This is a genomic window from Streptomyces vastus (assembly GCF_039532825.1).
GTDB classification, from domain to species: Bacteria; Actinomycetota; Actinomycetes; order Streptomycetales; family Streptomycetaceae; genus Streptomyces; species Streptomyces vastus.
Window position 1 is genome coordinate 168,661 of sequence record NZ_BAAASJ010000098.1, and the last position, 22,412, is coordinate 191,072.

A 22,412-nucleotide genomic window follows, 5' to 3' on the forward strand; every position below is an offset into this window, starting at 1 on the left:
AGCCGCGACACGAGTGTCACCCCACCCCCTGGCGGGGCCTGGGGGCGCAGCCCCCAGTTTCGGGAAGGGGCGGGGCTGGGGAAGAAAACCCCGCGAACAGACCCCGGTGGTCAGGAGTGACCCAGTTCCGCCGACGACTCGTCCGAGGCGACCGGAACGGACCCCGAGTCCGGTGACGGACGAAGGGGGAACGGGTCGACCCGGGTCTCGTCGATCACCGGAGGAGCCGGCCGCGGAGGCGCAGGCATGACCGCCGCCTCCGAGTGCCCCCCACACCCATACGCCAGCGACACCACACGCCCGTCCGCCGGCGAGAACTCATTGCCGCAGACACCGAACGCCTGCCCCAGCGACCCACCGATGGGATACAGGAAACCGCAGCTCACACACGAGGCCGGCGCCGCCTGAGCCATCGCGGTCTTGGGACCGTGCGAGTCCTCCCAGCGATCGGCCGCGGTGTGCAGGCCGTACCGGGACAGCACACGGGCCCGCCGCAGCCCCAGCTCCTCCGCGACGGCGGCGATCGAACCACGCGAGGGCACGACGGGCAGCGTCGCCGGCGCCCCGGCCGTCACCTCGAGGTCCTCCGCCTCGACGAGCTCGGCCATCTCCTCGGAGACGGGCGAGTTCGGCGCGGGCTCGTCCTCGCCGGTGAAACCGGGCTCGAGCCGGAGATCCTCCGCGTCCGTGGGGAGCAGATCCCCCGGCCCCATGTCCCCGGGCCGCAGCCGCTCACTCCACGGCACCCACTCGGGAGCGAGCAGCGCGTCGGGGCCGGGCAGCAGCACCGTCTCGTCGAGCGTGACGAGCTTCGCCCGCGAGGCCCGTGCGACGGTCACCGCCCAGCGCCACCCGCGATAGCCCGGCTCCTTGCACTCGAAGAAGTGCGTGACGACGCGGTCCCCTTCGGAGACGAGCCCGGAGTGCTCCCCGACGACACCGGGCGCGGCGGCCTCCTCGGCGGCGGCCCTGGCGAGGTCGACGGCCTCGGCGCACAGACGGTCGGGGGTGCGGCTTCGCGTTGTCGCGCTCACAGGTATCGCTTCTCTCCTACGCCGTCTCACGAGTGCGCCATCCCTCGCCGGGGGTGCGGACGGAGCGGCTGGGGGCACCTCCCAGACCCTTCAGGCACCGGGGGAGGGCCGCGTCGACGTCCGCGCCCGATCGCACTCGGGCGCACCTACACCATCCATTCTGCGGGATGACCGTCAGGCGCGCGGCCGAGAACCACCGTCGCGGGGCGCGCTACGCACGCTACCCTCTCGCCGCCGCCGGGCACACACCGAGTCGGCAGCCGTTGCCGGAGCGAGCCGTTGTCCCGCACGCCGCGCCGGCTTCCCGTGCCGGCCCCACCGGGCCACTCGGCCGGTCCACTCGGCTCTCATACGCGCGGTAACGCACTATCACCGCCCAACAAGGGGCACTATGACGGAGTGGCAAGCGCGAGGTCGTCCCAAGGTGCCGCCGGACTCGGTGGAGGCGGTGCCGAGGGAAGTGGCGGGATGAGCGGAGCGGGTCCGGTGCGCGGGGCTCTCCGTTCCGTCGGGCGTGCCCTCCACCTGCCGTTCACGGGGACGGCGCGGGGCATCCGGAAAGCGACACACGCGCACGGAGCGGGCGAATCAGGGCTCGGCAAGCTGATCGAGCTGCACGGGGTGAACGGTGCCGGGGACATGATGATCACCGTGGCGCTCGCCTCGACGGTCTTCTTCTCGGTCCCGACGGACGAGGCCCGTGGCCGAGTGGCCCTGTACCTCGCGATCACGATGGCTCCGTTCACGCTGCTCGCCCCGGTCGTCGGCCCTCTCCTGGACCGTCTCCCGCACGGCCGGCGCGCCGCCATGGCGGGCGCGTTCATGGCGCGCGCGTTCATGGCCCTGCTGCTCTCGGGCGCGGTCGTCACAGGCAGCATCGAGCTGTATCCGGCCGCCCTCGGCGTCCTGGTGGCGTCGAAGGCGTACGGCGTCGTCAGAAGCGCGGTCGTGCCACGGCTGCTGCCGCCCAACTTCTCGCTGGTGAAGGCGAACTCCCGGGTCACGCTGGGCGGGCTGCTCGCCACAGGGGTGGCGGCGCCGATCGGGGCGGGGCTTCAGGCGCTGGGGCCGCGCTATCCGCTGTACGGAGCGTTCGTGATCTTCGTGGCGGGTACGTTCCTGTCGTTCTCGCTGCCGTCCAAGGTCGACTCCGCGAAGGGCGAGGACAAGGCGCTGCTGGCGGCGGACGAGCAGCATCTGCACGGGCCGCACCTGAAGCCGCCACAGCGCCCCGGACTGCGTACGGTCGGACCCGCGGTCACCCACGCGCTCGCGGCGAACGCGGCCTTGCGCGGACTCTCCGGGTTCCTGATCTTCTTCCTGGCGTTCCTCCTGCGCGAGCATCCGCTCGGGGGCCAGAGCGCGGCCGTCTCGCTGGGCATAGTGGGCGTCGCTGCGGGCGTGGGCAACGCGCTCGGCACGGCCGTCGGGGCGGCCCTGAGATCGCGGGCGCCGGAGGTGATCATCGTGACGGTGATCGCGGTCGTGCTCGGGGTGGCCATCACGGCGGCGGCCTTCTTCGGGGCGGCCGTGGTGGCGGTGCTCGGGGCGTTCGCGGGCTTCGCGCAGGCCCTGTCCAAGCTGTCGCTGGACGCCCTGATCCAACGCGACGTGCCCGAGCTGGTCCGTACATCTGCCTTCGCACGCTCGGAAACGCTGCTGCAGATGTCCTGGGTGGTCGGCGGCGCGATCGGCATCGCGCTGCCACTCAACGGCACCCTCGGCATGTCGATGGCCACCGCCATCGTCGCCGCCGGCTGGCTCACCACGGTCCGCGGACTGCTGAGCGCGGCCCGGCACCGCGGGGACCGCCCGCGCGCCCGGGTGGCCTGACCCAGTTGGCGGGGGCACCCCCCACGCCAGATAGCCTGCCCCCATGACCTCCCTGCCCCGCGGCAGTGCCGCTACTGCACACGGCCACGTTCGCCGTCGTCGCGCCGTCACCGCCGTCGGCGCTGTCTGTGCCGGACTTCTCGTCCTGGCCGCCTGTGACAAGCCGACGCCGATGGCGACCGTCACGGTCGGCAAGACCTCGAAGAGCGCCGAGGCCGAGTGCTACAAGGACGGCAAGACCATCGCCCGTGCCAAGGCCACCGAGTGCACCCGGGAGAAGGCCGCGGACACGCTCAGGGTGCCGCAGGGCGAGACGCTGCGCATCGGCGTGGACCCGGAGATCGCGGACGAGGGCTGGTCCCTGTGGATCAACGGCCAGCAGGTCATCTCACCCCTCAAGAAGACGTACTACGCCTTCCAGGGCGTCGACCTCTTCGCCGACCAGCAGGGCACGCAGGCGCCCGACGAGCTGAACATCAGCGTCGTCCAGCAGTCCGGTGACGACATCCAGGGCGTGTGGAACTTCAAGCTCGAGAACGCGGACGCCTGAGGCGCTCGGTCCACTGCCCATGCGCATCCTCGTAGCCACCGCGGTCCCGGTCGAACGGGACGCGGTGGCTTCGGCTTTCGGCGGCAGCGGTCCCACCACCGTTGACGTGCTCGTCGCGGGCGTGGGCTCGGCGGCCGCCGCCGTCTCGACCGCGACCGCCCTCACCACCGCCGCGCTGGCCGGGACCCCGTACGACCTGGTCGTCTCGGCCGGCATCGGTGGCGGCTTCCAGCCCGAGGCACCCCTGGGATCCCTGGTCCTCGCCGACGAGATCACCGTCGCGGACCTCGGCGCCGAGACCGCGGACGGCTTCGTGCCGGTCACCGAGCTCGGCTTCGGGGCCGTCACCCACCGGCCGCCGGAATCACTCGTACGAGAAGTCGCGGCCGTCACCGAAGCCCGTACCGGCACCGTCCTCACCGTCAACACCGTGACCGGAAGCGCCGAGCGGGCCGTCGAGTTGCGGCGCCGTCATCCGGGAGCGCTGGCCGAGGCGATGGAGGGGTTCGGGGTCGCCGAGGCGGCTGCCGCGCACGGTGTGCCCGTGCTGGAGCTGCGCGCCGTGTCGAACCCCGTCGGCCCCCGCGACCGTGCCGCCTGGCGCATCGGCGACGCGCTCGCGGCGCTCACGGAGGTGTTCGGGAAGCTCCCGCCCGTACTGGAGAGTTGGAACCCACATGTCCGCTGAGCAGCCAGTGCAGATCGCCTACTCCCCCTGCCCCAACGACACCTTCGTCTTCGACGCCTGGGCCCACGGACGGATCCCCGGAGCGCCCGCGCTCGAGGTGACGTTCGCGGACATCGACATCACCAACGGCATGGCCGAGCGAGGCGAGCTGGATGTGCTCAAGGTGTCGTACGCCGTGCTGCCGTACGTCCTCGACGAGTACGCCCTGCTGCCCTGCGGGGGCGCACTGGGGCGGGGCTGCGGGCCCTTGGTGCTGACGCCGGAGGCGGGCGTCGACCTGACGGGCCGTACGGTCGCGGTGCCCAGCGAAAGGTCGACGGCGTATCTGCTGTTCCGCCTCTGGGCGGCCGACACGCTCCCGGAGGGCGTCGGCGAGATCGTGGTCATGCCGTTCCACGAGATCATGCCCGCCGTACGGGACGGGCGGGTCGACGCGGGGCTCGTCATCCACGAGGCGCGGTTCACGTACCAGAAGTACGGGCTGCACAAGCTCGCGGACATGGGCGAGCACTGGGAGGACACCACCGGCCTGCCGATCCCCCTGGGCGCCATCATCGCCAAGCGGTCACTGGGCGCGGACGCGCTGCGGCTGCTCGCCGACTCGATCCGTACGTCCGTCCGCGCCGCCTGGGACGACCCCGAGGCCTCCCGCCCGTACGTCCTGGAGCACGCCCAGGAGATGGACCCGGCGGTCGCGGACCAGCACATCGGGCTGTACGTCAACGAGTTCACGGCAGACCTCGGCGAGGACGGCTACGCGGCGGTCCGCGGGCTGCTCACGCGGGCGGCGGCCGAAGGACTGGTCCCGCCGCTCGGGCCTGACACACTGGCGTTTCCCTGACCAAAACCGACGGAACGGAGTCCGGCGCAGGCGTCCGCAGTGCTCGATGTGCCGCTACCGCGGCGTGGCTGCGAAGCAGTGCGAGGGCGGCCAAAAGAGGTGCCGCGGGCGGCGGCGGAGGGGCTGATTCCGCCTCTCGCCGCCGACGCGCCGGCGCATCCGTAAAGGGCCTCGCAGGAGTCTCTACACGTCCAGTTGGTCTGCCACCGCCCGCAGCAGGCCCGCGATCTTCTTGCCGGAGGCCTTGTCGGGGTAGCGGCCCTTTTCGAGCATGGGCGTGATGTTTTCGAGCACCGTGGTCAGGTCCTGGACGATCGACGCGAGTTCGTCCGGCTTGCGGCGCTGGGCTGCCGCCACGGAGGGGGTCGGGTCCAGGATGGTCACCGAGAGTGCCTGGTCGCCGCGCTGGCCTGCCACGACGCCGAACTCCACGCGCTGGCCCGGCTTGAGAGCATCGACTCCGGCGGGCAGGACCGAGGAATGAACGAAGACGTCGCCGCCGTCGTCGCGGGAGAGAAAGCCGAAGCCCTTCTCAGAATTGAACCACTTGACCTTGCCGGTAGGCACGTCTGTCCTCGTCCTCGTAGTCGTCGGTTGGTGCTCTGGCTGAATGATGAACGATTTGGGAAAACTGCTCTGGATAGCACTACAGCGGGTCGTGCCCGACCCGCCGGTACCAAGGCTAATGGTCCGGCGGCGGCTGACAAGACGTCCCCGGATTGTTCCTTCGCGCAGGGAACTACCCTGGTCGAGTGCGTGACAAAACCCAAGCGAATTCCGCCGAACCCGGTGACCGACTGGTCCGTACCGGCGGCATAGTCTTCTTTGTAGGGGCCGTGGCCACTCTGGTCACCGTGGCCCCGCTGCTGCTCGGCAAGTCGCCCTTCCCGGCGTACATGTTCGGCCTGAGCATGCTGATGGGCGTGGGCTTCCTGATCGCGGGAGCGGGTGTGCTCCGAACGGTGGCGGCGCAGCGCCGCCGGGCGCGCTCCGTGCAGTAAGGAGTCTAGGAGCGGTACCGGTCCAGCCAGTCGGGGAACGCCGTCAGGTCCGCGAGTACGACATCCGCGCCCGCCGTACGCAGTTCCTCCGCGTCACACGGCCCGGTGGCCACCGCCACGGACAGCGCGTCGGCGATCCGCGCACCGCGTACGTCACCGGTGTGGTCGCCGACGTAGACACCCGCCCCGTACTCGCGCAGCGCCTCCGCCTTGCGCTCGGCCCACAGGTCGCCGATGACGGCGTCGGCGGCGATGCCGAGGTGCTTCAGGTGCAGCTTGGCGTTGGGTTCGTACTTGGCGGTGACGACGACCGCGCGCCCGCCCGCCGCCTGCACGGCCGCGATCGCCTCGTGGGCGCCGGCCATCGCGGGCGTCGCGGCGATGGCGTGTGTGGGGTACATCTCGCGGTAGACGTCGGCCATGGCGGCGACCTGGTCGCCCGGGAACCAGTTGACCAGCTCCTCCTCCAGCGGCGGACCGAGCCGGGTGATGGCCAGATCGGCGTCGATGAACGTCCCCGTCCGCTCGGAGAGTGCCAGGTAGCAGGCGTGGATGCCGGGGCGGGAGTCGATGAGGGTCATGTCGAGGTCGAAGCCGACGGTCAGCACCGGAGAAGTCATATGGGCCATTGTGCCCAGGAGGTCGTATGAGCCATGCGCCCGACCGCCGGGCCCTCACAGCCGCCCCATACACTCAGCGAAGCCTTACCAAACTCTTCAACCACCGTTCCCCCTCGCGGAGTCACCGGACCATGGCAGTCAGACGCGCACTCGCGATGGCCGCCGCCCTCGTGGCTCTGCTGCTCGCGGTGCTGTTCAGCCTGGCCGTGGGCGCCCGTGCGATCGCGCCGACGGCGGTCCTGGACGCACTGCTGAACGGCGGTCACAGTGACGCAGCCGAGGTCGTACGGGGCCTGAGGGTGCCCCGTACGCTCATCGGCCTGATGGTCGGCGCGGGCCTCGCGCTGGCCGGAGCCGTGCTCCAGGGCATCACTCGCAATCCGATCGCCGACCCCGGCATCCTCGGCATCAGCCAGGGCGCGTCGGTGGGCGTGGTGCTGGCGATCGCGTTCGCGGGGATCCACACGCTCACCGGGTATGTGTGGTTCGCGTTCGCGGGGGCGGGGATCGCGTCGGTGGTGGTGTACGCGATCGCGTCGAGCGGGCGGGGCGGGGCGACGCCGGTCAAGCTGGCGCTCGGCGGCGCGGCCGTGAACGCGCTTCTCGTGTCCGTCACGACCGCCGTGCTCACCACCAAGGCTTCCGCGCTGGACGAGTTCCGCTTCTGGCAGGTGGGCGCGCTGTCCGGGCGAGACGCGGAGATCGTCGGGCAGGTGTGGCCGTTCCTGCTCGTCGGGTTCGTACTGGTGCTGTCCGTGGCCCGCGGCCTGGACGCGCTCGCGCTCGGCGAGGACGTGGCGAAAGGGCTCGGGCAGCGGGTCGCGACGGTACGGGTCGTCGGCGGGCTCGGCGCGACGATCCTCACCGGCGTCGGGGTCGCGGCGGCCGGGCCGCTCGCCTTCATCGGGCTCGCGGTGCCGCACGTCGCCCGCGCGATCGTGGGGCCCGCGCACCGCTGGGTGCTGCCTCTCTCCGCTCTCCTCGGACCGACGATGCTGCTCGTCTCGGACACGGTCGGCCGGATCGTGTTCCCGCCGAGCGAGGTTCCGGCCGGGGTGATGACGGCACTGATCGGGGTGCCGTTCCTGGTGGGGCTCGTCCGCAGGAAGGCGGTGTCGGTGTGACGGCGGCGCCAACGGCGGTGACGAAGACGGCGGTTGCGGCAGCCGGCTACACCGTGGTCCGCGCCCGGCGGGTCACGGTCCTGCTGCACCGGCGGGCGGTCGCGGTGGCCGCGGGTCTGGCCGGGCTGCTGGCCGCGGCCTGTCTCGCGTACCTCTGCGTCGGCGAAGCCTTTGTGGCGCCCGGCGAGGTCCTGAAGGTCCTGACGGGCCGGCCGTCCGCGAACGAACTCGTCGTCGGAACCCTGCGCGCACCCCGGCTCGTCGTCGGACTGCTCGTCGGCGCCGCCTTCGGGGTGGCGGGCGGGCTGATCCAGACCGTTGCCCGCAATCCCCTCGCCAGCCCGGACATCATCGGCATCAGCCAGGGCGCGAGCGCGCTGACGGTGGGCGCGATGACGTTCGGCGTGACGTCGTACGCGGTCCTGCCGTATCTGTCGGTCACCGGCGGCATCCTCGCGGCGGCACTCGTGTACGCCTTCGCCTGGCGCGGCGGTCTGCACGCCACCCGGTTCGTCCTGATCGGCATCGGGTTCGCGATCGCCCTGCGCTCGCTCACGACGCTCTTCATGACGAAGGGCGACTATCTGGTCGCCCAGCAGGCGCAGATCTGGATGACGGGTTCGCTGAACGGTCGCGGCTGGGCGGAGGCGGCGCCCCTCGGCTGGACGCTGCTGGTCCTCCTGCTGGCGATGGCGTGGGCGGCCTGGGCGCAGCGGATGGTCGGGCTGGGCGACGACACGGCGACCGCGCTCGGCGTACGTCTGAACCAGGTGCGTCTCGGACTTGTCGTGATCAGCGTCGTACTCGCCTCGGTGGCGACGGGCGCGGCGGGCCCCGTCGACTTCGTGGCGCTGCTGGCCCCGCAGATCGCCCGCCGGATGACGCGTACCGCGCAGATTCCCCTCGTCTGCTCGGCACTGCTCGGCGCCGTCATCGTCGTACTCGCGGATCTGCTGGCGCGGCGGCTGTTCTCGCCGACGGAGGTGCCGGTGGGGGTGCTGACGGCGGCGGTCGGAGCGCCGTATCTGATCTGGCTGCTCGTCCGGAGCCGTTCGGTGCGGTCTGACGTCGGGGCGTGACTCGGCCGCTTTGACGTAGCCCTACGACCGTTGCCGCTGCGACCTCCACACCAGGTAGATCGCCGAGGCGACGGCCGCGCCCTTGAGGACCCAGGGCCAGGTCTCGGCGATCGCGTCGCTCATCTGGCCCTTGGCGATGGGGTCGCCCCAGCGCCCGGCCGTCCGCCCCCACAGCCAGGTGATGCCCGCCGCGGCGACCAGGCCGGGCACCCCCAGCACCACGAACTTCGACTCGGCCGGAGTCAGACGCCGCGACAGGTAGGCGATGAGCCAGCCGAGGGCGAGGACGACGAGGTTGCCGATGACGGCACCGGCGACGAGGAGCGCTGCGGCGAGCAGAAGAAGGGGGCTGGGGAGGCCGCCTCCGGTATGGGGGCGGGTGCGGGCCGAAGGGAGGAAACGGCGCCGCTTCTTCGCCGTACCGGCCGTTTCCGCGGGCTCGGCCGCCTCGACCGGGACCGGCTCCTTGACCAGCTTCTTCGGCGCGGCTTTGTCGGTGCCCTCGGTGTCCTTGGTGTCCTTGGTGTCCTCGGTGTCTGGGGGCGGCGGCTTGAGCAGCTCCGGGATCTCCACGCCTCCCGTGAACCCCGGCACGCTGTCCGTCAGCCCGAACGGACTCCGGTCCACCCGCCACCAGTCGGGCTGCCCGGACCCGAGCTCCTCCGTACTCGCGAGGTGCGGCGGAGAGGGGACGTCACCAGAAATCGTCGGTACGTCACCGGCCGCGGACGGCTCCGCGGAACGGGGCCGTGGGACGAGGCGCCGCAGCCCCTTCGAGCGCTCCTCGGCTTCCTCGGCACGCTGGACGGGGACGGCGGCATTGGACTCCCGTCCCCCGCCCTCGCTTTCCCCGCTGCCGGTGCCCGCGGCGGCGACGACCTCCTCCGGGGTGCCGAGCCGCGCGAGGATGCGGCGCACGGAAGCCGGGCTGTCGGTCGCCTTGGACCGGCGCCGGTCGATCTCGCCGCGCAACTCGGTCACGAGCCGCATCCGCGTGCCCGACGGCAGCTGTCGGCTCTGGGCCAGGTCACCGACGCGGCTCAGGTAGTCGAATACGAGCTTGTCGCTCTCGATCCCCACGAAGTCCCTCCGGGGGCGGCAGTGTTGGCGTGGTCCTCAGGTCCCCTGACTACCGACCGTATCGCGCCGGGTGCCTACGGGGGTGGGAGTCGGGGTGCACCTGGCGACTGCGGGTTGGTGGGTGGTTGCTCGCGCAGTTCCCCGCGCCCCTGGATGGGTGGTGGGTCGGGGCCGTGGGCCGGTGCGTCAGCCCGTCGCAGGGTGGGCATACGGCCCTCCGACTCACACAAGGCGCAGGTGACCTGAGACAGAACCTACGCGACGGGCATACGACGCACCGGCCCACGTCCCCTCCCGCCGGTGGGAAGCTGCGGGTAGTTGGGGGTACGGGCTTTCAGGGCGCGGGGTTGCTCGCGGCGCCGGAAGTCGCAGGCTTTTGCTTTTCAGTCGCAGGCTTTTGCTTTTCAGGGGCACGGGGCTGTGTCGATCTGCGGCTCCGCCGCGTGGGCGCGACCAGCCACGACGCACCCGCAGCCGCGCCACGACTGTCACCCCCCACCCCCTCGCGGGGGGCCTGGGGCGCAGCCCCCAGTTTCGGGAAGGGGCGGAGCTGGGGAAAGGAAACCCTCCGCCAACGGACCCCGGCGGTCAGGAGTGACGCAACCTCCACGAACCCAACCCGCCCAACCGCCGGAGGCAACCCGCTACCGTGGGCAGGATGAGCGTCAACCACCGGCCCCCAGAGGAACCGGCCCAGCCCAGCGCAGCGCCACGCTCGCTCGCAGAGCAACTGCGGGCCCGCGACGACGCCTCCCTCGCCGCTCTCCTCCAGGTCCGCCCCGACCTCATCACCCCCGTCCCCACCGACCTCACCCAGCTCGCCACCCGCGCAGGGACCCGCGCGTCCGTGGTCCGCGCCCTCGAGCACCTGGACCGGTTCGCCCTGCAGACGGCGGAGGCGTTGGCCGTGGCCCCGGACCCGGCGGCGTACGACACGCTGCTGGCGCTCCTGGCCGGCGACGAGGGCGACCCGGAGGTCACCGGTGCCCTCCCGCGCGCCCTGGCGACACTTCGCGAGCAGGCGCTGGTGTGGGGCGCGGACGACCGGCTGCGTCTGGTGCGTACGGCTCGCGAACTGCTCGCGCCGTCGCCTCAGCACCCGTCCCCGACGGGGCTCGGCCCCACGGTCGCGGAGGCGACGGCGGGCATGTCGCCGGGCCGTATCCAGGAGATCCTCGCGACGGCCGGGCTGCCCACCACACATGACGCGGTGTCGGCGGTGGCGGCGCTGACGGAGTTGTTCACCGACCGCACCCGGATGCGGGCCCTGCTCGACGAGGCCCCGGCCGACTCCCTGGAGGTGCTGTCGCGGCTGGTCTGGGGCCCGCCGTACGGGCAGGTCACGGCCGACCCGGCGCCTCGCCTGCGCTGGCTCCTCGACCGCGGACTGCTGCTGCCGACGGCACCCGGCACCGTCGTAATCCCCCGCGAAGTCGCCCTGCATCTGAGGGCGGGCCGCGCACACCGGAAAACGGAGCCTCTTCCTCCGGCCGTCGAGCCCGCCGTCACGCATCGCCCACAGGCTGTGGACGCGACGGCGGCAGGCCAGGCGTACACAGCGCTCGCGACCGTCGAGGAGCTGCTGAAGGACTGGGACGAGGGCGGCCCGGCCGTCCTGCGCGCGGGCGGGCTGAGCGTACGGGACCTCAAACGCACCGCGGTGGCCCTGGACGTACCGGAGCCGATCGCGGCCTTCTGGATCGAACTCGCCTACGCGGCAGGCCTGTTGGCCTCGGACGACGAGGCCGACGAGCAGTACGCCGCGACCCCCGCGTACGACGCGTGGCTGGAGCTGCCCGCGGCCGAGCGCTGGACGCGGCTGGCCACCGCCTGGCTGACCGCGACCCGCACACCGGGCCTGGTCGGCGGCCGGGACGCCAAGGACCGTACGCTCTCGGCGCTGGGCCCGGGCCTCGACCGCTCCGCCGCGCCCGAGGTCCGCCACCGCGTCCTGGCCCTGCTCGCCGCCCTCCCCGAGGGCGCCTCGGCCGCCGCCGACTCCCTGATCGCCCGCCTCCACTGGGAACGCCCGCTACGTAACCCCGAGTCCCAGGCCCGTACGGACGATCTGCGCACCCGCCTCGCCCGATGGGCCCTGTCCGAGGCGGAGTTGCTCGGGATCACCGGCCGGGGAGCACTGTCCACGCACGGCCGGGCCCTGCTCGCGACGCCGCCCGACGCGCCCCTCACGGGAGCCGAACTCGCCGCGGCCGCCTCCCGCGCCGGCCGCCTCCTCGCCCCCCTGCTCCCCACACCCCTCGGCCACGTCCTGCTCCAGGCCGACCTCACGGCGGTCGCGCCGGGCCCTCTGGAGCGCCCGCTGGCGGACATGCTCGGGGTGCTCGCGGACGTGGAGTCGAAGGGCGGAGCGACGGTGTACCGGTTCACGCCGGGTTCCGTACGGCGGGCCCTTGACGCGGGCCGTTCGGCCTCCGACCTGCATGCTTTCCTCGCCGCGCACTCGAGTACGCCGGTGCCGCAGCCTCTCACTTACCTGATCGACGACGTCGCCCGCAGGCACGGCCATCTGCGGATCGGCGCCGCGTCGGCGTACGTCCGCTGCGACGACGACGCCATGCTGAACGAGATCCTCGCCGACAAGCGCTCCGCCGACCTGCGTCTGCGCCGACTGGCGCCCACGGTGCTGGCCGCAGGGACCGACCCGGCCACGCTTCTGGAGGGCCTTCGCGCGATGGGCTTCGCGCCCGCCGCCGAGTCGACGGAGGGCGACGTACTGATCGCTCGCGCCCACGCGCACCGCACGCCGCCGCGCACCGCCCCCGAGCCCGTCCCCGAAGGCCCGCCGGTCCCCGACGCCACCCTGCTGACCGCCGCGATCCGCGCCATCCGCGCCGGCGACCTGGCTTCCACGGCTCCCCGCAAAGCCGCCGCCCCGGCCGCGAACGGTTCCCTCCCCCGCACCACCTCCGCCGAGACCCTCGCCACCATGCAGGCCGCCGTCCTCACCGGCGAGCCCCTGTGGATCGGCTACGTCAACGCCGAGGGCTCCGCCAGCCAGCGCGTCATCGCCCCGATCCGCGTCGAGGGCGGCTTCGTGACGGCGTACGACCACACGGCGGACGAGGTCCGCACGTTTCCGCTGCACCGCATCACGGGTGTCGCGGAACTCGCCGACGAAAACGCTCCGCTGGAAGCGCAGTAGTGAACCCGCGGGCCGGAGGGGGCTGGTCGCGCCCACGCGGCGGAGCCGCATATGTCACAGCCCCGCGCCCCTAAGGGGCGCGACGCACCCTGAGTTCATCTGTCGCCCGTACGGGCGTACGCGCTGGATCATGCACGCCACGCCGGAGACTTCGCTCCCTTGAGGGACATCCGGACACCTCTCGCATCGCGGCGCGAGTCGGCGGGCAGCCACGGGTTGTCCTGATCAAGACCGCACCGCCCGGCTGAAGTTCGGGCGAGTGCCGCAGAAAGGAAGTCCGTCCATGCGTGTCGCCCGCCGTGTCGCCACTGTTCTGACCGCCTCAGCCGTGATGACCGGCGCTTTCGCCACACAAGCTGCCGCCGTCGGCATCGAGCTCGCCGGGCTGGTCGTCAAAACGCCGCCGATCTGCCCCGCCCCCGCACACCCCTCGGGCCGGACTCGGCACACCGAGTCCGGCCCGTCCCCGCCTGAGTTGCCCGACTGGGCTTCCGACCGTATTTCCGAAAGGCCTGAAAGTAGTCATGCGTTCTCGTGCCGTCGCCACCACCACCCTGTTCGCCGCGGTCGCCCTCGTCGGCGTACTCGGTTCTCAGGCCCAGGCCCAGACCGCGCCCGCGCTGCCGCTGCCCCTGCCGGCCCCCGCGGCCGAGTCCCTCATCACGGAGGGGCTCACCGTAGAGGGGCCGCTGGTCAACAACATCAGTCTGCCCACGACGAAATAGCCCGCCGCATGCGGTAGCGGTCCCCGTCGATCCGGACAATCTCCGCGTGGTGCGCGAGACGGTCGACCAGGGCGGGGGCGGCGCCGCCGAAGATCTCCTCCCAGCGGCCGAGGGGGCAGTCGCTGGTCACGATCAGCGAAGCCCGCTCGTAGCGGTGGGCGACGAGTTGGAAGAGAAGGTGGGCGGCGGCCGCGTCGAAGGGGGCGTAGCCGACCTCGATGATCAGCAGAGGGTACGCGTCGAGGGCGGCCAACTCCTCGGCGAGCCGCCCGCCGTCCCGTGCCCGGGTCAGCCGGTACGCCCACTCCGCGGCGGTCGCGAACAGCACTCCATGCCCCGCCTGGCAGGCCCGTACGCCGAGCCCGACGGCGAGATGCGTCTTGCCGGTGCCGGGCGGCCCGACGAACACCACGTTCCCGCGGGCGGTGACGAAGTCCAGCTTGCCGAGGCGGACGACGGTCTCGCGGTCGAAGGACCTCGGGTGACTGTCGTCGAACTCCTCCAGCAGCTTCCGGGAGGGGAAGCCGGCGTCCCGGATGCGGGTCTCGGTCCCGGGGACGGTCACAGGGCGTTCGTACGGCGCGGAGGGCTCGGCGGAGGAGGGGAACGCCGAGTGGACTGCCGGCCGGGCCGCCGAGCGGTCGGCCGACTGGGCCGGAATGGAGACGGGCGGAGTCGAGACGGCGGAAGCCGGGACGGGCGTGGGCATCGGCTCCGGCGTGGGCTTCGGCTCAGGCTCCGGGGAAGCGTGGACCTCGGGCGCGTCGTGACCCGCGTGGGCAGCCACCGCCCCGGCCGCTCCCGACCCGGACATGTACCAGAGGATCGCCGCCGAGACGATGAACGCCATGTGGATCACCGTCCCCCACATCAGCGAGTGGCGGGGCGTGTGGTGGACGTCCACGAACATCTGGAGCAGGTGGACGGAGGAGATGCCCACGATGGCGGTTGCGAGCTTCACCTTCAGCACGTTGGCGTTGACGTGCGAGAGCCACTCGGGCTGGTCGCGGTGGCCCTGGAGTCCGATACGCGAGACGAAGGTCTCGTAGCCGCCGACGATCACCATGATCAGTAGGTTGGCGATCATCACGACGTCGACGAGCTTGAGCACGGCGAGCATGACGTACGTCTCGGTCGCCTGCCCGCCCACGATCCGGAGGATTAAGTTCCACAGCTCGTTGAAGAACTTGTAGACGTACACGGCCTGTGCGGCCACCAGGCCGAGTACAACGGCGCTTGAAGCCATCTGGTGGCGAACAGGGCGTAGCCGAGCGTCGTGGTGGGCGGGGATGCGGTGGGCCTCAGAGGCTGCCTGCGAGTTACCTGCACGGTCCGCCATTTTTCGGAACCGAAGCCGCAAATCAGAATTCCCACCACTCATTGGAATGAAAAGACATCCAATAGGACAGGACATGGAGGATGTAGGGCAGCGGTCTGTTACGTCCGCGGACCGGACGCGACCAGGGAGCACCGGCCGCAGACGTCCACCCCGTCCACGACCGCAGGCGCCGACGATCAGGCACACTGGACGTTTGGCCGACCGGAGAGGGTGCCTCGTGTGAATGGTCCACTTATTGTCCAGAGCGACAAGACTCTGCTGCTCGAGGTCGATCACGAGCAGGCGGACGACTGTCGTCGGGCCATCGCGCCGTTCGCGGAGCTGGAGCGGGCGCCCGAGCACATCCACACGTATCGGGTGACGCCGCTGGGGCTGTGGAACGCGCGGGCCGCCGGGCATGACGCCGAGCAGGTCGTGGACGCGTTGGTGCAGTTCAGCCGGTACCCGGTGCCGCATGCACTTCTGGTCGACATCGCGGAGACGATGGACCGGTACGGGCGGCTGACCCTGTCCAAGCACCCGGCCCACGGGCTGGTGCTGACGACGACCGACCGGCCCGTACTCGAGGAGATCCTGCGCTCGAAGCGGATCATGCCGCTCGTGGGCGCCCGGATCGACCCGGACACCGTGGCCGTGCACCCCTCCGAGCGCGGCCAGATCAAGCAGACACTGCTGAAGCTGGGCTGGCCGGCCGAGGACCTCGCCGGGTACGTCGACGGCGAGGCCCATCCGATCGAGCTGGCCGAGGACGGCTGGGCGCTGCGGCCGTACCAGAAGCAGGCCGTGGAGAACTTCTGGCACGGCGGTTCGGGAGTTGTCGTACTCCCCTGTGGCGCCGGGAAGACGCTGGTCGGCGCCGGTTCGATGGCTCAGGCGCAGGCCACCACCCTCATCCTCGTCACCAACACCGTCTCCGCCCGGCAGTGGAAGCACGAGTTGGTGCGGCGCACGTCGCTGACGGAGGACGAGATCGGGGAGTACAGCGGTACGAGGAAGGAGATCCGGCCGGTCACCATCGCCACGTACCAGGTGCTGACGACGAAGCGGAAGGGCATCTATCCGCACCTGGAGCTGTTCGACTCCCGTGACTGGGGGCTGATCATCTATGACGAGGTGCACCTGCTGCCGGCTCCCGTCTTCAAGTTCACGGCGGATCTGCAGGCGCGCCGTCGGCTCGGCCTGACGGCGACGCTCGTACGGGAGGACGGCCGTGAGTCGGACGTGTTCTCGCTCATCGGCCCGAAGCGTTTCGACGCCCCCTGGAAGGAGATCGAAGCGCAGGGCTACATCGCGCCCGCGGACTGCGTCGAGGTCCGGGTGAATCTGACGGACGCCGAGCGGCTGGCGTACGCAACGGCCGAGACCGAGGAGAAGTACCGCTACTGCGCGACCACCGAGACCAAGCGGAAGGTCACGGAGGCGCTGGTACGCCGCTTCGCGGGGCAGCAGACGCTCGTCATCGGCCAGTACATCGACCAGCTCGACGAGTTGGGCGAGCATCTGGATGCGCCGGTCATCAAGGGCGAGACCAGCAACGCTCAGCGGGAGAAGCTCTTCGAGGCGTTCCGGCAGGGTGAGATCGGCGTGCTGGTCGTGTCGAAGGTCGCGAACTTCTCGATCGACCTGCCGGAGGCGACGGTCGCGATCCAGGTCTCGGGAACATTCGGCTCCCGCCAGGAGGAGGCGCAGCGCCTCGGTCGCGTACTGCGTCCGAAGGCGGACGGACACCAGGCGCACTTCTACTCGGTGGTCGCTCGCGACACGCTCGACCAGGACTTCGCCGCTCATCGGCAGCGGTTTCTGGCGGAGCAGGGGTATGCGTACCGGATCGTGGACGCGGACGAGTTGCTGACGGAGAACTGAGCCGGGAGGAAGGGGGCTCCGGTGGAACCAGGCTCATCGCCGGCGGCGTACGCCCGCTTCCTCGCCGTACTCCCCGAGCACGATCACACCGAAGGCGGCGGTCGCGAAGACCTTGACGGCGTGCAGGGCGTCGCCGAGGAGATGGCGGTGGTGACGGTCGTCGAGGGCGGTCGCACCGGCCGGCGGACCGTGCCGGGCGGGCCCGGAAGCTGGGGTGAAGGTCGCTGCACTCATGTTTCCATGATGCGATTCGGCCATCCGGGTGACATCGGCCTAAGGGTCCAACCTCCGCGACCTCCACATACGCCTCTGGGCCCACCCGTCCCCCTAGGGACCCACTAGGGGGAGTACCCGCCAGGGAATACCCCAGGAGGAGGGGCCGCGCAATAAATCATTGGCCCCGTCATCCGCCCCTGCCCTAAAATCTCCGCTCTTGCCCGCCTCCCCCGTGGATGGCCGCCGCCCGGACGGAAACCGGCCGGTCCCGCCCCGCCGTACGGCACGTACAGGCACGCACAGGCACGTGCGAACACGTACGAACTCGTACGGCGACGAGGCACACCCACGCAGCAGAACGCCATGCAGCCGAACCCCTGCATGGCCCCTGACCACGCCCGGAGGCACCCGCCGTGTCCACCCCGCCCGCCGACGACCCTCTCGACCCCCACGACCCGCTCTCCCGCGAGCGCGCCCACCTCGCCGGTTCCCGTGCCGCCCTCCGTGCCATGCGCGAAGACGTCGAGTCCCTCGACATCCGGGACGTCACCGCGAACTGGGTCAACGCGGAAGCCCTGACCCATCAGATCGACGAGCGCATCAAAGCCCTGGCGGACCTCGCCCACACCCCGCTGTTCTTCGGCCGCCTCGACTACCTGCACGAGCCGGGCGCCGAGCAGGCAGAAGGGGCAGACGGCGAGCGCCCGCAGCCGGAGGCTGCTTATCAGACACTGCACATCGGGCGCCGCCACGTCCACGACGCCGACGGCGACCCCATGGTCATCGACTGGCGCGCCCCGGTCTCGCAGCCGTTCTACCGGGCCTCCAAGAAGGACCCGATGGACATCGCGCTGCGCCGCCGCTTCGGGTACACGGGCGGGGACCTCACCGCGTACGAGGACGAACACCTCACCGACCCCACAGAGGCCGACATCACCAGCAAGCTGCTCCAGCAGGAGATCGAGCGCCCGCGCGTCGGCCCGATGCGCGACATCGTGGCGACGATCCAGCCCGAGCAGGACGAGATCGTACGCAGCGGACTGGGCGGCACCGTATGCGTGCAGGGCGGTCCGGGCACCGGAAAGACGGCGGTGGGTCTGCACCGGGTCGCGTATCTCCTCTACGCCCACCGCGACCGGCTCGCCCGCACCGGCACCCTCGTCATCGGCCCGAACCGTTCCTTCCTCCACTACATCGAGCAAGTGCTCCCCGCGCTGGGCGAGTTGGAGGTCAAGCAGACGACGGTCGACGACCTCGTGGCGCACGTCGAGGTACGGGTCACGGACGACGCACCGGCCGCCCTCGTCAAGGGCGACGCCCGTATGGCCGAGGTCCTGCACCGCGCCGTGCGCTCGCACGTCACGATGCCGACCGAGCCGGTCGTCGTCGTACGCGGCTCACGACGCTGGCGCGTCCCGGCGTACGAACTCGAGGACATCGTCCAGGAGTTGCTCGACCGCGACATCCGCTACGGCGCCGCCCGCGACGCCCTGCCGCAGCGCATCGCGCACGCCGTGCTCGTCCAGATGGAGCGGTCCGGCGAGGCCCCGGACGACCGCGTACAGGACGCCGTGGCCCGCAACTCCGCCGTGAAGGCGGCGGTGAAGGCGATCTGGCCGCCGGTCGACCCGGCCCGGCTGGTGCTACGCCTGCTCTCCGACGCCGAGTTCCTCGCCGTACACGCGGACGGTGTCCTCACCGAGGACGAACAGAAGACGATCGTGTGGTCCAGGCCCGCACGGTCGCCGAAGTCCGCCAAGTGGTCCGCCGCGGACGCCGTGCTGATCGACGAGGCCACCGATCTCGTCCAGCGCACGCACTCGCTCGGGCATGTGGTGCTCGACGAGGCGCAGGACCTCTCCCCCATGCAGTACCGGGCGGTGGGCCGGCGCTGCACGACGGGTTCGGCGACCGTGCTCGGCGATCTGGCGCAGGGCACCACGCCCTGGGCGACGCGCAGCTGGGACGAGGCCCTGGCCCACCTGGGCAAGCAGCAGGCGGTCGTCGAGGAGCTGACGGCCGGCTTCCGCGTCCCGACGGACGTCATCACATACGCGTCCAGGCTCCTCCCGCACATCGCGCCCGGGCTCACTCCGGTGACCTCGGTCCGCGAGAATCCGGGTTTCTTCGAGGTACGTACGACTGCCGGCGACACCGAAGTGGTGGACGCCTGCGAGGAGTTGCTGCATCAGGAGGGCTCGGTCGGCCTGATCGCGGCCGATGCCCGTATCCCGGCACTGGCCGATGCGCTGACGGCGATGGGGATCACGTATCTCGGCCCGGGCGAGGAGACGACGCACGAGACCCGCCTCACCCTGGTCCCGGCCACGCTCGCCAAGGGCCTGGAGTACGACTACGTGGTCCTGGACGAGCCCCGTGCCATCGTCGACGCCGAGCCGGACGAACGCACCGGCCTGCGCCGCCTGTACGTCACCCTGACCCGAGCCGTCTCGGGCCTGATCGTGACGCATTCGGCACCGCTGCCGCTCCAACTGACCTGAGCCACAGGACAGTTCACAGCTCAATTCACCGGGACGGCAGCCGCCAGGTCTGCCGTTTCTTCTCGTCGCGCACGACGACGCCGAGCCGTACCAGCTCCCTGCGCAGTTCCCGCGCGTCCTCGGCGTCGCCCTGCTTCTTGAGAGCCTTCTCGCGGGCCTTGAACAGGGCGTTCGCCCCTTCGGGCAGGCCCGGGGCGCCCGGGACCCAGCGCCGGAACTCGGCCAGGTGCGGGTCGGCGTCCGCCCAGGCGTAACCGTGCTCGGTGAAGGCGTCGGCAAGGCGTCGCTTGTCCAGGCCGCAGTCCTCCCGGGCGAGTTCCTCGCTGTGGTGGCCGAGCAGCACGAGTTGCTTGCCGTCTTGAAAGGCCAGACGGACCTTGTCCCGCGCGAACTCCTCGGACTCGTCCCGGATGGTGAGCACCACGCGACGGTCGGAGACGCGGACGGACAGCGACTCGTGCAGCAGGACGAAAGCCGCGAAGAGGCCCAGCAGCGCGCCGACTGCCACCGCGCCGACGCTCACCCACGGCTCGGGAATCGAGTCCAACAGCTTCGCCGGGCCCTTGAACGGCGCCCAGCGCAGGGTCACGAGCCACCCGGCGAGCAGCCTGACCAGCTCACCGACCACGGCTCCGGCCACGACGCAGAGGGCCAGAACGCCCCAGGTCGACTCGGCGAGCACGGTGGGCTGGTCGGCCTGGGCAACCCCGTCGCCCCGGCCCGGCCGGCCGGCCCGGTCCCCCCGGCCTGCCCGTGCGTCCGGCTCCTTCTGCATATCCACGCTCATGCGCCCTCCACCCGTTTTCTGCTGCGCAGCCCTCAGTGTGGCGAGGGGCGGGGCCCCCGTCATCAGCCGATGGTCTACGGCACTGCCACTTTGGTATGCGGCTCCCGGTGAGCGCCCTGAGCCACCCGCCCGCAGCGGCTACTCGTCCATCGCCGCCCGCCACTCGCGTACAGCGGCGGAGGAGACGGGATGCGCCCATCCGCCGGGCCGTGCCGCCCCGCCGATGTGGAAGGCGTCCACTCCGGCGGCCCGCAGCCGGGGTACGTGGTCGAGCCGGAGCCCTCCGCCCACCATGAGCCGCTGCTCATAGCCCGGCTCCCCGCGCCGCGCCGCCTCGGCGAGCAGCGTGGGCAGGCCGTCGTCCACACCGGCCGCCGAGCCCGCCGAGAGGTATGTATCGAGCCCCGGCAGATCCGCGAGCTGCTTGCGCAGGGCGTCGCGGTCCGCCGCACGGTCGATCGCGCGGTGGAACGTCCAGCGGCAGCCGTCCAGTTCGGCGACGATCCGTTCCACCGCGGAGACGTCCACGCCGTCGCCGTCGTCCAGGAACCCGAGCACGAACTCGTCGGCCCCCGCACCCCGCAACTCCCGTGCGGCGCACACCAGTTCCTCGATGTCACCGGCGGCGAACCCGTCCCCCAGCCGCAGCATCACGCGCAGCGAGATGTCGACGGCGACCCGGATCTCCGCGAAGGTCCCGACCGACGGGGTGAGCCCGTCGGCCGCCATGTCGGAAACGACTTCGAGGCGGTCCGCTCCCCCGGCCCGAGCGGCGACCGCGTCCTCAACGTCGAGGGCGATCACCTCCAGGACTGCACGCTTGCTCATCGGGCCTCTTCCCTTGGGCGGCTACAGGTCTAGTCCAATCCAAGGGTACGTGGTCGAAGAGCTCAAGGGACCAGGCTTACAGCCCGCTCGGCACCTCGCCCCCGTCCGCCTGCTGCCCGGGAATGAGGATCTCCGGCACGGCGGGCTTCGCCGGCCCGAACATGAGGCTGGAAGGCTGAGCGGTCCGTCGATCGGAGACCACAATGCCGCCTCGCCATTTGCCGACGGGGTCCTGGTAGCGGAACTGGAGCTTCTTCAGGCGTGCGCCGAATTGCTCGCGCAGCGGCTGGTACGCGTCGTCGCAGTGCACGTTCCATGTCACATCGTTCAGGTAGGCGTGACAGGCGATCGGGAACAGCAGTGAGGAGACCACCAGGTCCGCGAGCTGGAGGAGTGTATGGGTGTCGCTGTGGCCGAATACCGGGGACTCGATGATCCCGCGCAGGCTGTCCCCGCCCGCACGGTATTTGCGCGTGGTCACGGCATGCACATTGGGGGCGTTCTTCACCTTGGTCCGGCTGTCGAGCACCATCATGCCGCGCGAGTGCTCATGGGCCAGCTGAGCCTGAAAGGTTTCGTTCAGGGCAGCAACGGAGGCCGGGTACACGCCTGACTCATTGAACGCGCGCCCCTCCTCCTTGATCCAGACACGGGCCAGCACGCGAGCGTCATGAGCTTCCAGTATGTCGAGCAGCGAGGCCACCAGTTCCATGGCCGCTCGCCGCCAGTTGTGGTTGCCCTCGCGCAGGTTCTTCCGGACGTCCGAGCCCTTGATCTCGTGCTGGATCCGCTCGGACAGCTGCCCGGCATTCCGTAACTGAGGCCGATAGTGCTTCTTGGCGCTCAAGAACCCCCAGGTCAGATCCTTGAGAGCGGATCGAGGAACGGTGAACCCACCGACGACGAGGACAGGAGGCGCATCAGGTCTCGCAGGGTCGAGCGTCTGTCCATTGCCGGCCTCGTCGATGTAGCACAGGTGCACCGATTCCTTCTGAATCGAGTAGGAGGGACGGGTCGCCCGTCCCTCCTCTCACACCACTGGACATGCGGGCCACGCATCCGGCGGTTCATCCAGCTGATCTCAACCGTTGCCAGGTCGGCTTGAGCGTTCGTAGACCCAGGTCGTCCCAGTAGGAGATG

The 22,412-nt window shown here is 71.0% G+C and carries 19 protein-coding genes and 1 pseudogene; 11 read left to right on the plus strand and 9 right to left on the minus strand.

Translation table 11 applies throughout. From position 1 onward, the window contains the following. Positions 1 to 110 precede the first annotated feature (110 nt). Complete coding sequence (locus tag ABD357_RS31430) at positions 111 to 1,034, minus strand: DUF3027 domain-containing protein (protein ID WP_344394409.1); 924 nt, start codon at positions 1,032 to 1,034, stop codon at positions 111 to 113. Positions 1,035 to 1,433: 399 nt separating this feature from the next. On the opposite strand from ABD357_RS31430, the gene ABD357_RS31435 reads away from it, so the two are divergent. The 4 genes from ABD357_RS31435 to ABD357_RS31450 are packed head-to-tail and all read left to right on the plus strand — an operon-like array spanning position 1,434 to position 4,946. Beyond that, the gene (locus tag ABD357_RS31435; protein ID WP_344394410.1) at positions 1,434 to 2,867 is read left to right on the plus strand and encodes an MFS transporter; all 1,434 of its coding nucleotides are present in this window, start codon (positions 1,434 to 1,436) and stop codon (positions 2,865 to 2,867) included. Between the two features lie 43 nt (positions 2,868 to 2,910). After that, positions 2,911 to 3,417, plus strand: coding sequence for a hypothetical protein (locus ABD357_RS31440; RefSeq protein ID WP_344394411.1), 507 nt, complete (start codon positions 2,911 to 2,913; stop codon positions 3,415 to 3,417). A 19-nt stretch (positions 3,418 to 3,436) separates the two neighbouring features. Continuing rightward, a complete protein-coding gene (locus tag ABD357_RS31445; RefSeq protein ID WP_344394412.1) occupies positions 3,437 to 4,105 on the plus strand; it encodes a futalosine hydrolase in 669 nt (222 codons plus the stop codon). Next, positions 4,095 to 4,946: a 1,4-dihydroxy-6-naphtoate synthase gene (locus ABD357_RS31450; RefSeq protein ID WP_344394413.1), complete on the plus strand. Its 852-nt coding sequence runs from the start codon at positions 4,095 to 4,097 to the stop codon at positions 4,944 to 4,946. Before ABD357_RS31445 ends, ABD357_RS31450 begins: the two co-directional genes overlap by 11 nt. Before the next feature lie 183 nt (positions 4,947 to 5,129). Here the strand turns inward: ABD357_RS31450 and ABD357_RS31455 are convergent, their stop codons facing one another. Next, positions 5,130 to 5,513: a cold-shock protein gene (locus ABD357_RS31455; RefSeq protein WP_344394414.1), complete on the minus strand. Its 384-nt coding sequence runs from the start codon at positions 5,511 to 5,513 to the stop codon at positions 5,130 to 5,132. Positions 5,514 to 5,698: 185 nt separating this feature from the next. Here ABD357_RS31455 and ABD357_RS31460 point away from each other — a divergent pair, with 185 nt between their 5' ends. Continuing rightward, on the plus strand, positions 5,699 to 5,947 hold the full coding sequence (locus ABD357_RS31460) for a hypothetical protein (protein WP_328769722.1): 249 nt from the start codon (positions 5,699 to 5,701) through the stop codon (positions 5,945 to 5,947). A gap of 5 nt (positions 5,948 to 5,952) precedes the next feature. Here ABD357_RS31460 and ABD357_RS31465 read toward each other — a convergent pair whose 3' ends face one another. Beyond that, positions 5,953 to 6,576, minus strand: a complete 624-nt coding sequence (locus ABD357_RS31465) for an HAD family hydrolase (protein ID WP_344394415.1) — start codon at positions 6,574 to 6,576, stop codon at positions 5,953 to 5,955. A 122-nt stretch (positions 6,577 to 6,698) separates the two neighbouring features. On the opposite strand from ABD357_RS31465, the gene ABD357_RS31470 reads away from it, so the two are divergent. Continuing rightward, positions 6,699 to 7,691: a FecCD family ABC transporter permease gene (locus tag ABD357_RS31470; protein ID WP_344394416.1), complete on the plus strand. Its 993-nt coding sequence runs from the start codon at positions 6,699 to 6,701 to the stop codon at positions 7,689 to 7,691. Continuing rightward, complete coding sequence (locus ABD357_RS31475; protein ID WP_344394417.1) at positions 7,688 to 8,770, plus strand: FecCD family ABC transporter permease; 1,083 nt, start codon at positions 7,688 to 7,690, stop codon at positions 8,768 to 8,770. Before ABD357_RS31470 ends, ABD357_RS31475 begins: the two co-directional genes overlap by 4 nt. A 21-nt stretch (positions 8,771 to 8,791) precedes the next feature. On the opposite strand, the gene ABD357_RS31480 is transcribed toward ABD357_RS31475, so the two are convergent. Further along, positions 8,792 to 9,850 carry an HAAS signaling domain-containing protein gene (locus ABD357_RS31480; RefSeq protein WP_344394418.1) on the minus strand — a complete coding sequence of 353 codons (1,059 nt, stop codon included), beginning with the start codon at positions 9,848 to 9,850 and terminating at the stop codon, positions 8,792 to 8,794. Positions 9,851 to 10,508: 658 nt separating this feature from the next. Between ABD357_RS31480 and ABD357_RS31485 the strand changes: the two genes are divergently transcribed. Beyond that, positions 10,509 to 13,013, plus strand: coding sequence for a helicase-associated domain-containing protein (locus ABD357_RS31485; protein WP_344394419.1), 2,505 nt, complete (start codon positions 10,509 to 10,511; stop codon positions 13,011 to 13,013). Between the two features lie 524 nt (positions 13,014 to 13,537). Then, complete coding sequence (locus ABD357_RS31490; protein ID WP_344394420.1) at positions 13,538 to 13,738, plus strand: hypothetical protein; 201 nt, start codon at positions 13,538 to 13,540, stop codon at positions 13,736 to 13,738. Here the strand turns inward: ABD357_RS31490 and ABD357_RS31495 are convergent. Then, positions 13,716 to 15,067: pseudogene (locus ABD357_RS31495) on the minus strand (TIGR00645 family protein). The gene ABD357_RS31490 and the pseudogene ABD357_RS31495 overlap by 23 nt on opposite strands. 229 nt (positions 15,068 to 15,296) lie before the next feature. Between ABD357_RS31495 and ABD357_RS31500 the strand changes: the two are divergent. After that, positions 15,297 to 16,940, plus strand: a complete 1,644-nt coding sequence (locus tag ABD357_RS31500; protein WP_344394422.1) for a DNA repair helicase XPB — start codon at positions 15,297 to 15,299, stop codon at positions 16,938 to 16,940. 33 nt (positions 16,941 to 16,973) lie between these two features. Here ABD357_RS31500 and ABD357_RS31505 read toward each other — a convergent pair whose 3' ends face one another. Further along, positions 16,974 to 17,174 carry a hypothetical protein gene (locus ABD357_RS31505; protein WP_344394423.1) on the minus strand — a complete coding sequence of 67 codons (201 nt, stop codon included), beginning with the start codon at positions 17,172 to 17,174 and terminating at the stop codon, positions 16,974 to 16,976. Between the two features lie 395 nt (positions 17,175 to 17,569). On the opposite strand from ABD357_RS31505, the gene ABD357_RS31510 reads away from it, so the two are divergent. Beyond that, a complete protein-coding gene (locus ABD357_RS31510) occupies positions 17,570 to 19,657 on the plus strand; it encodes a HelD family protein (protein ID WP_344394424.1) in 2,088 nt (695 codons plus the stop codon). 25 nt (positions 19,658 to 19,682) lie between these two features. On the opposite strand, the gene ABD357_RS31515 is transcribed toward ABD357_RS31510, so the two are convergent. The 3 genes from ABD357_RS31515 to ABD357_RS31525 all read right to left on the minus strand — a co-directional run bounded on the left by ABD357_RS31515 (position 19,683) and on the right by ABD357_RS31525 (position 22,254). Continuing rightward, positions 19,683 to 20,444 (minus strand): YqeB family protein, encoded by a 762-nt coding sequence (locus ABD357_RS31515; protein ID WP_344394425.1) that lies wholly within the window; start codon positions 20,442 to 20,444, stop codon positions 19,683 to 19,685. Positions 20,445 to 20,582: 138 nt separating this feature from the next. After that, positions 20,583 to 21,272 (minus strand): copper homeostasis protein CutC, encoded by a 690-nt coding sequence (locus ABD357_RS31520; RefSeq protein ID WP_344394426.1) that lies wholly within the window; start codon positions 21,270 to 21,272, stop codon positions 20,583 to 20,585. A 76-nt stretch (positions 21,273 to 21,348) separates the two neighbouring features. Further along, complete coding sequence (locus ABD357_RS31525; RefSeq protein WP_344394427.1) at positions 21,349 to 22,254, minus strand: DUF3800 domain-containing protein; 906 nt, start codon at positions 22,252 to 22,254, stop codon at positions 21,349 to 21,351. Positions 22,255 to 22,412 lie beyond the last annotated feature (158 nt).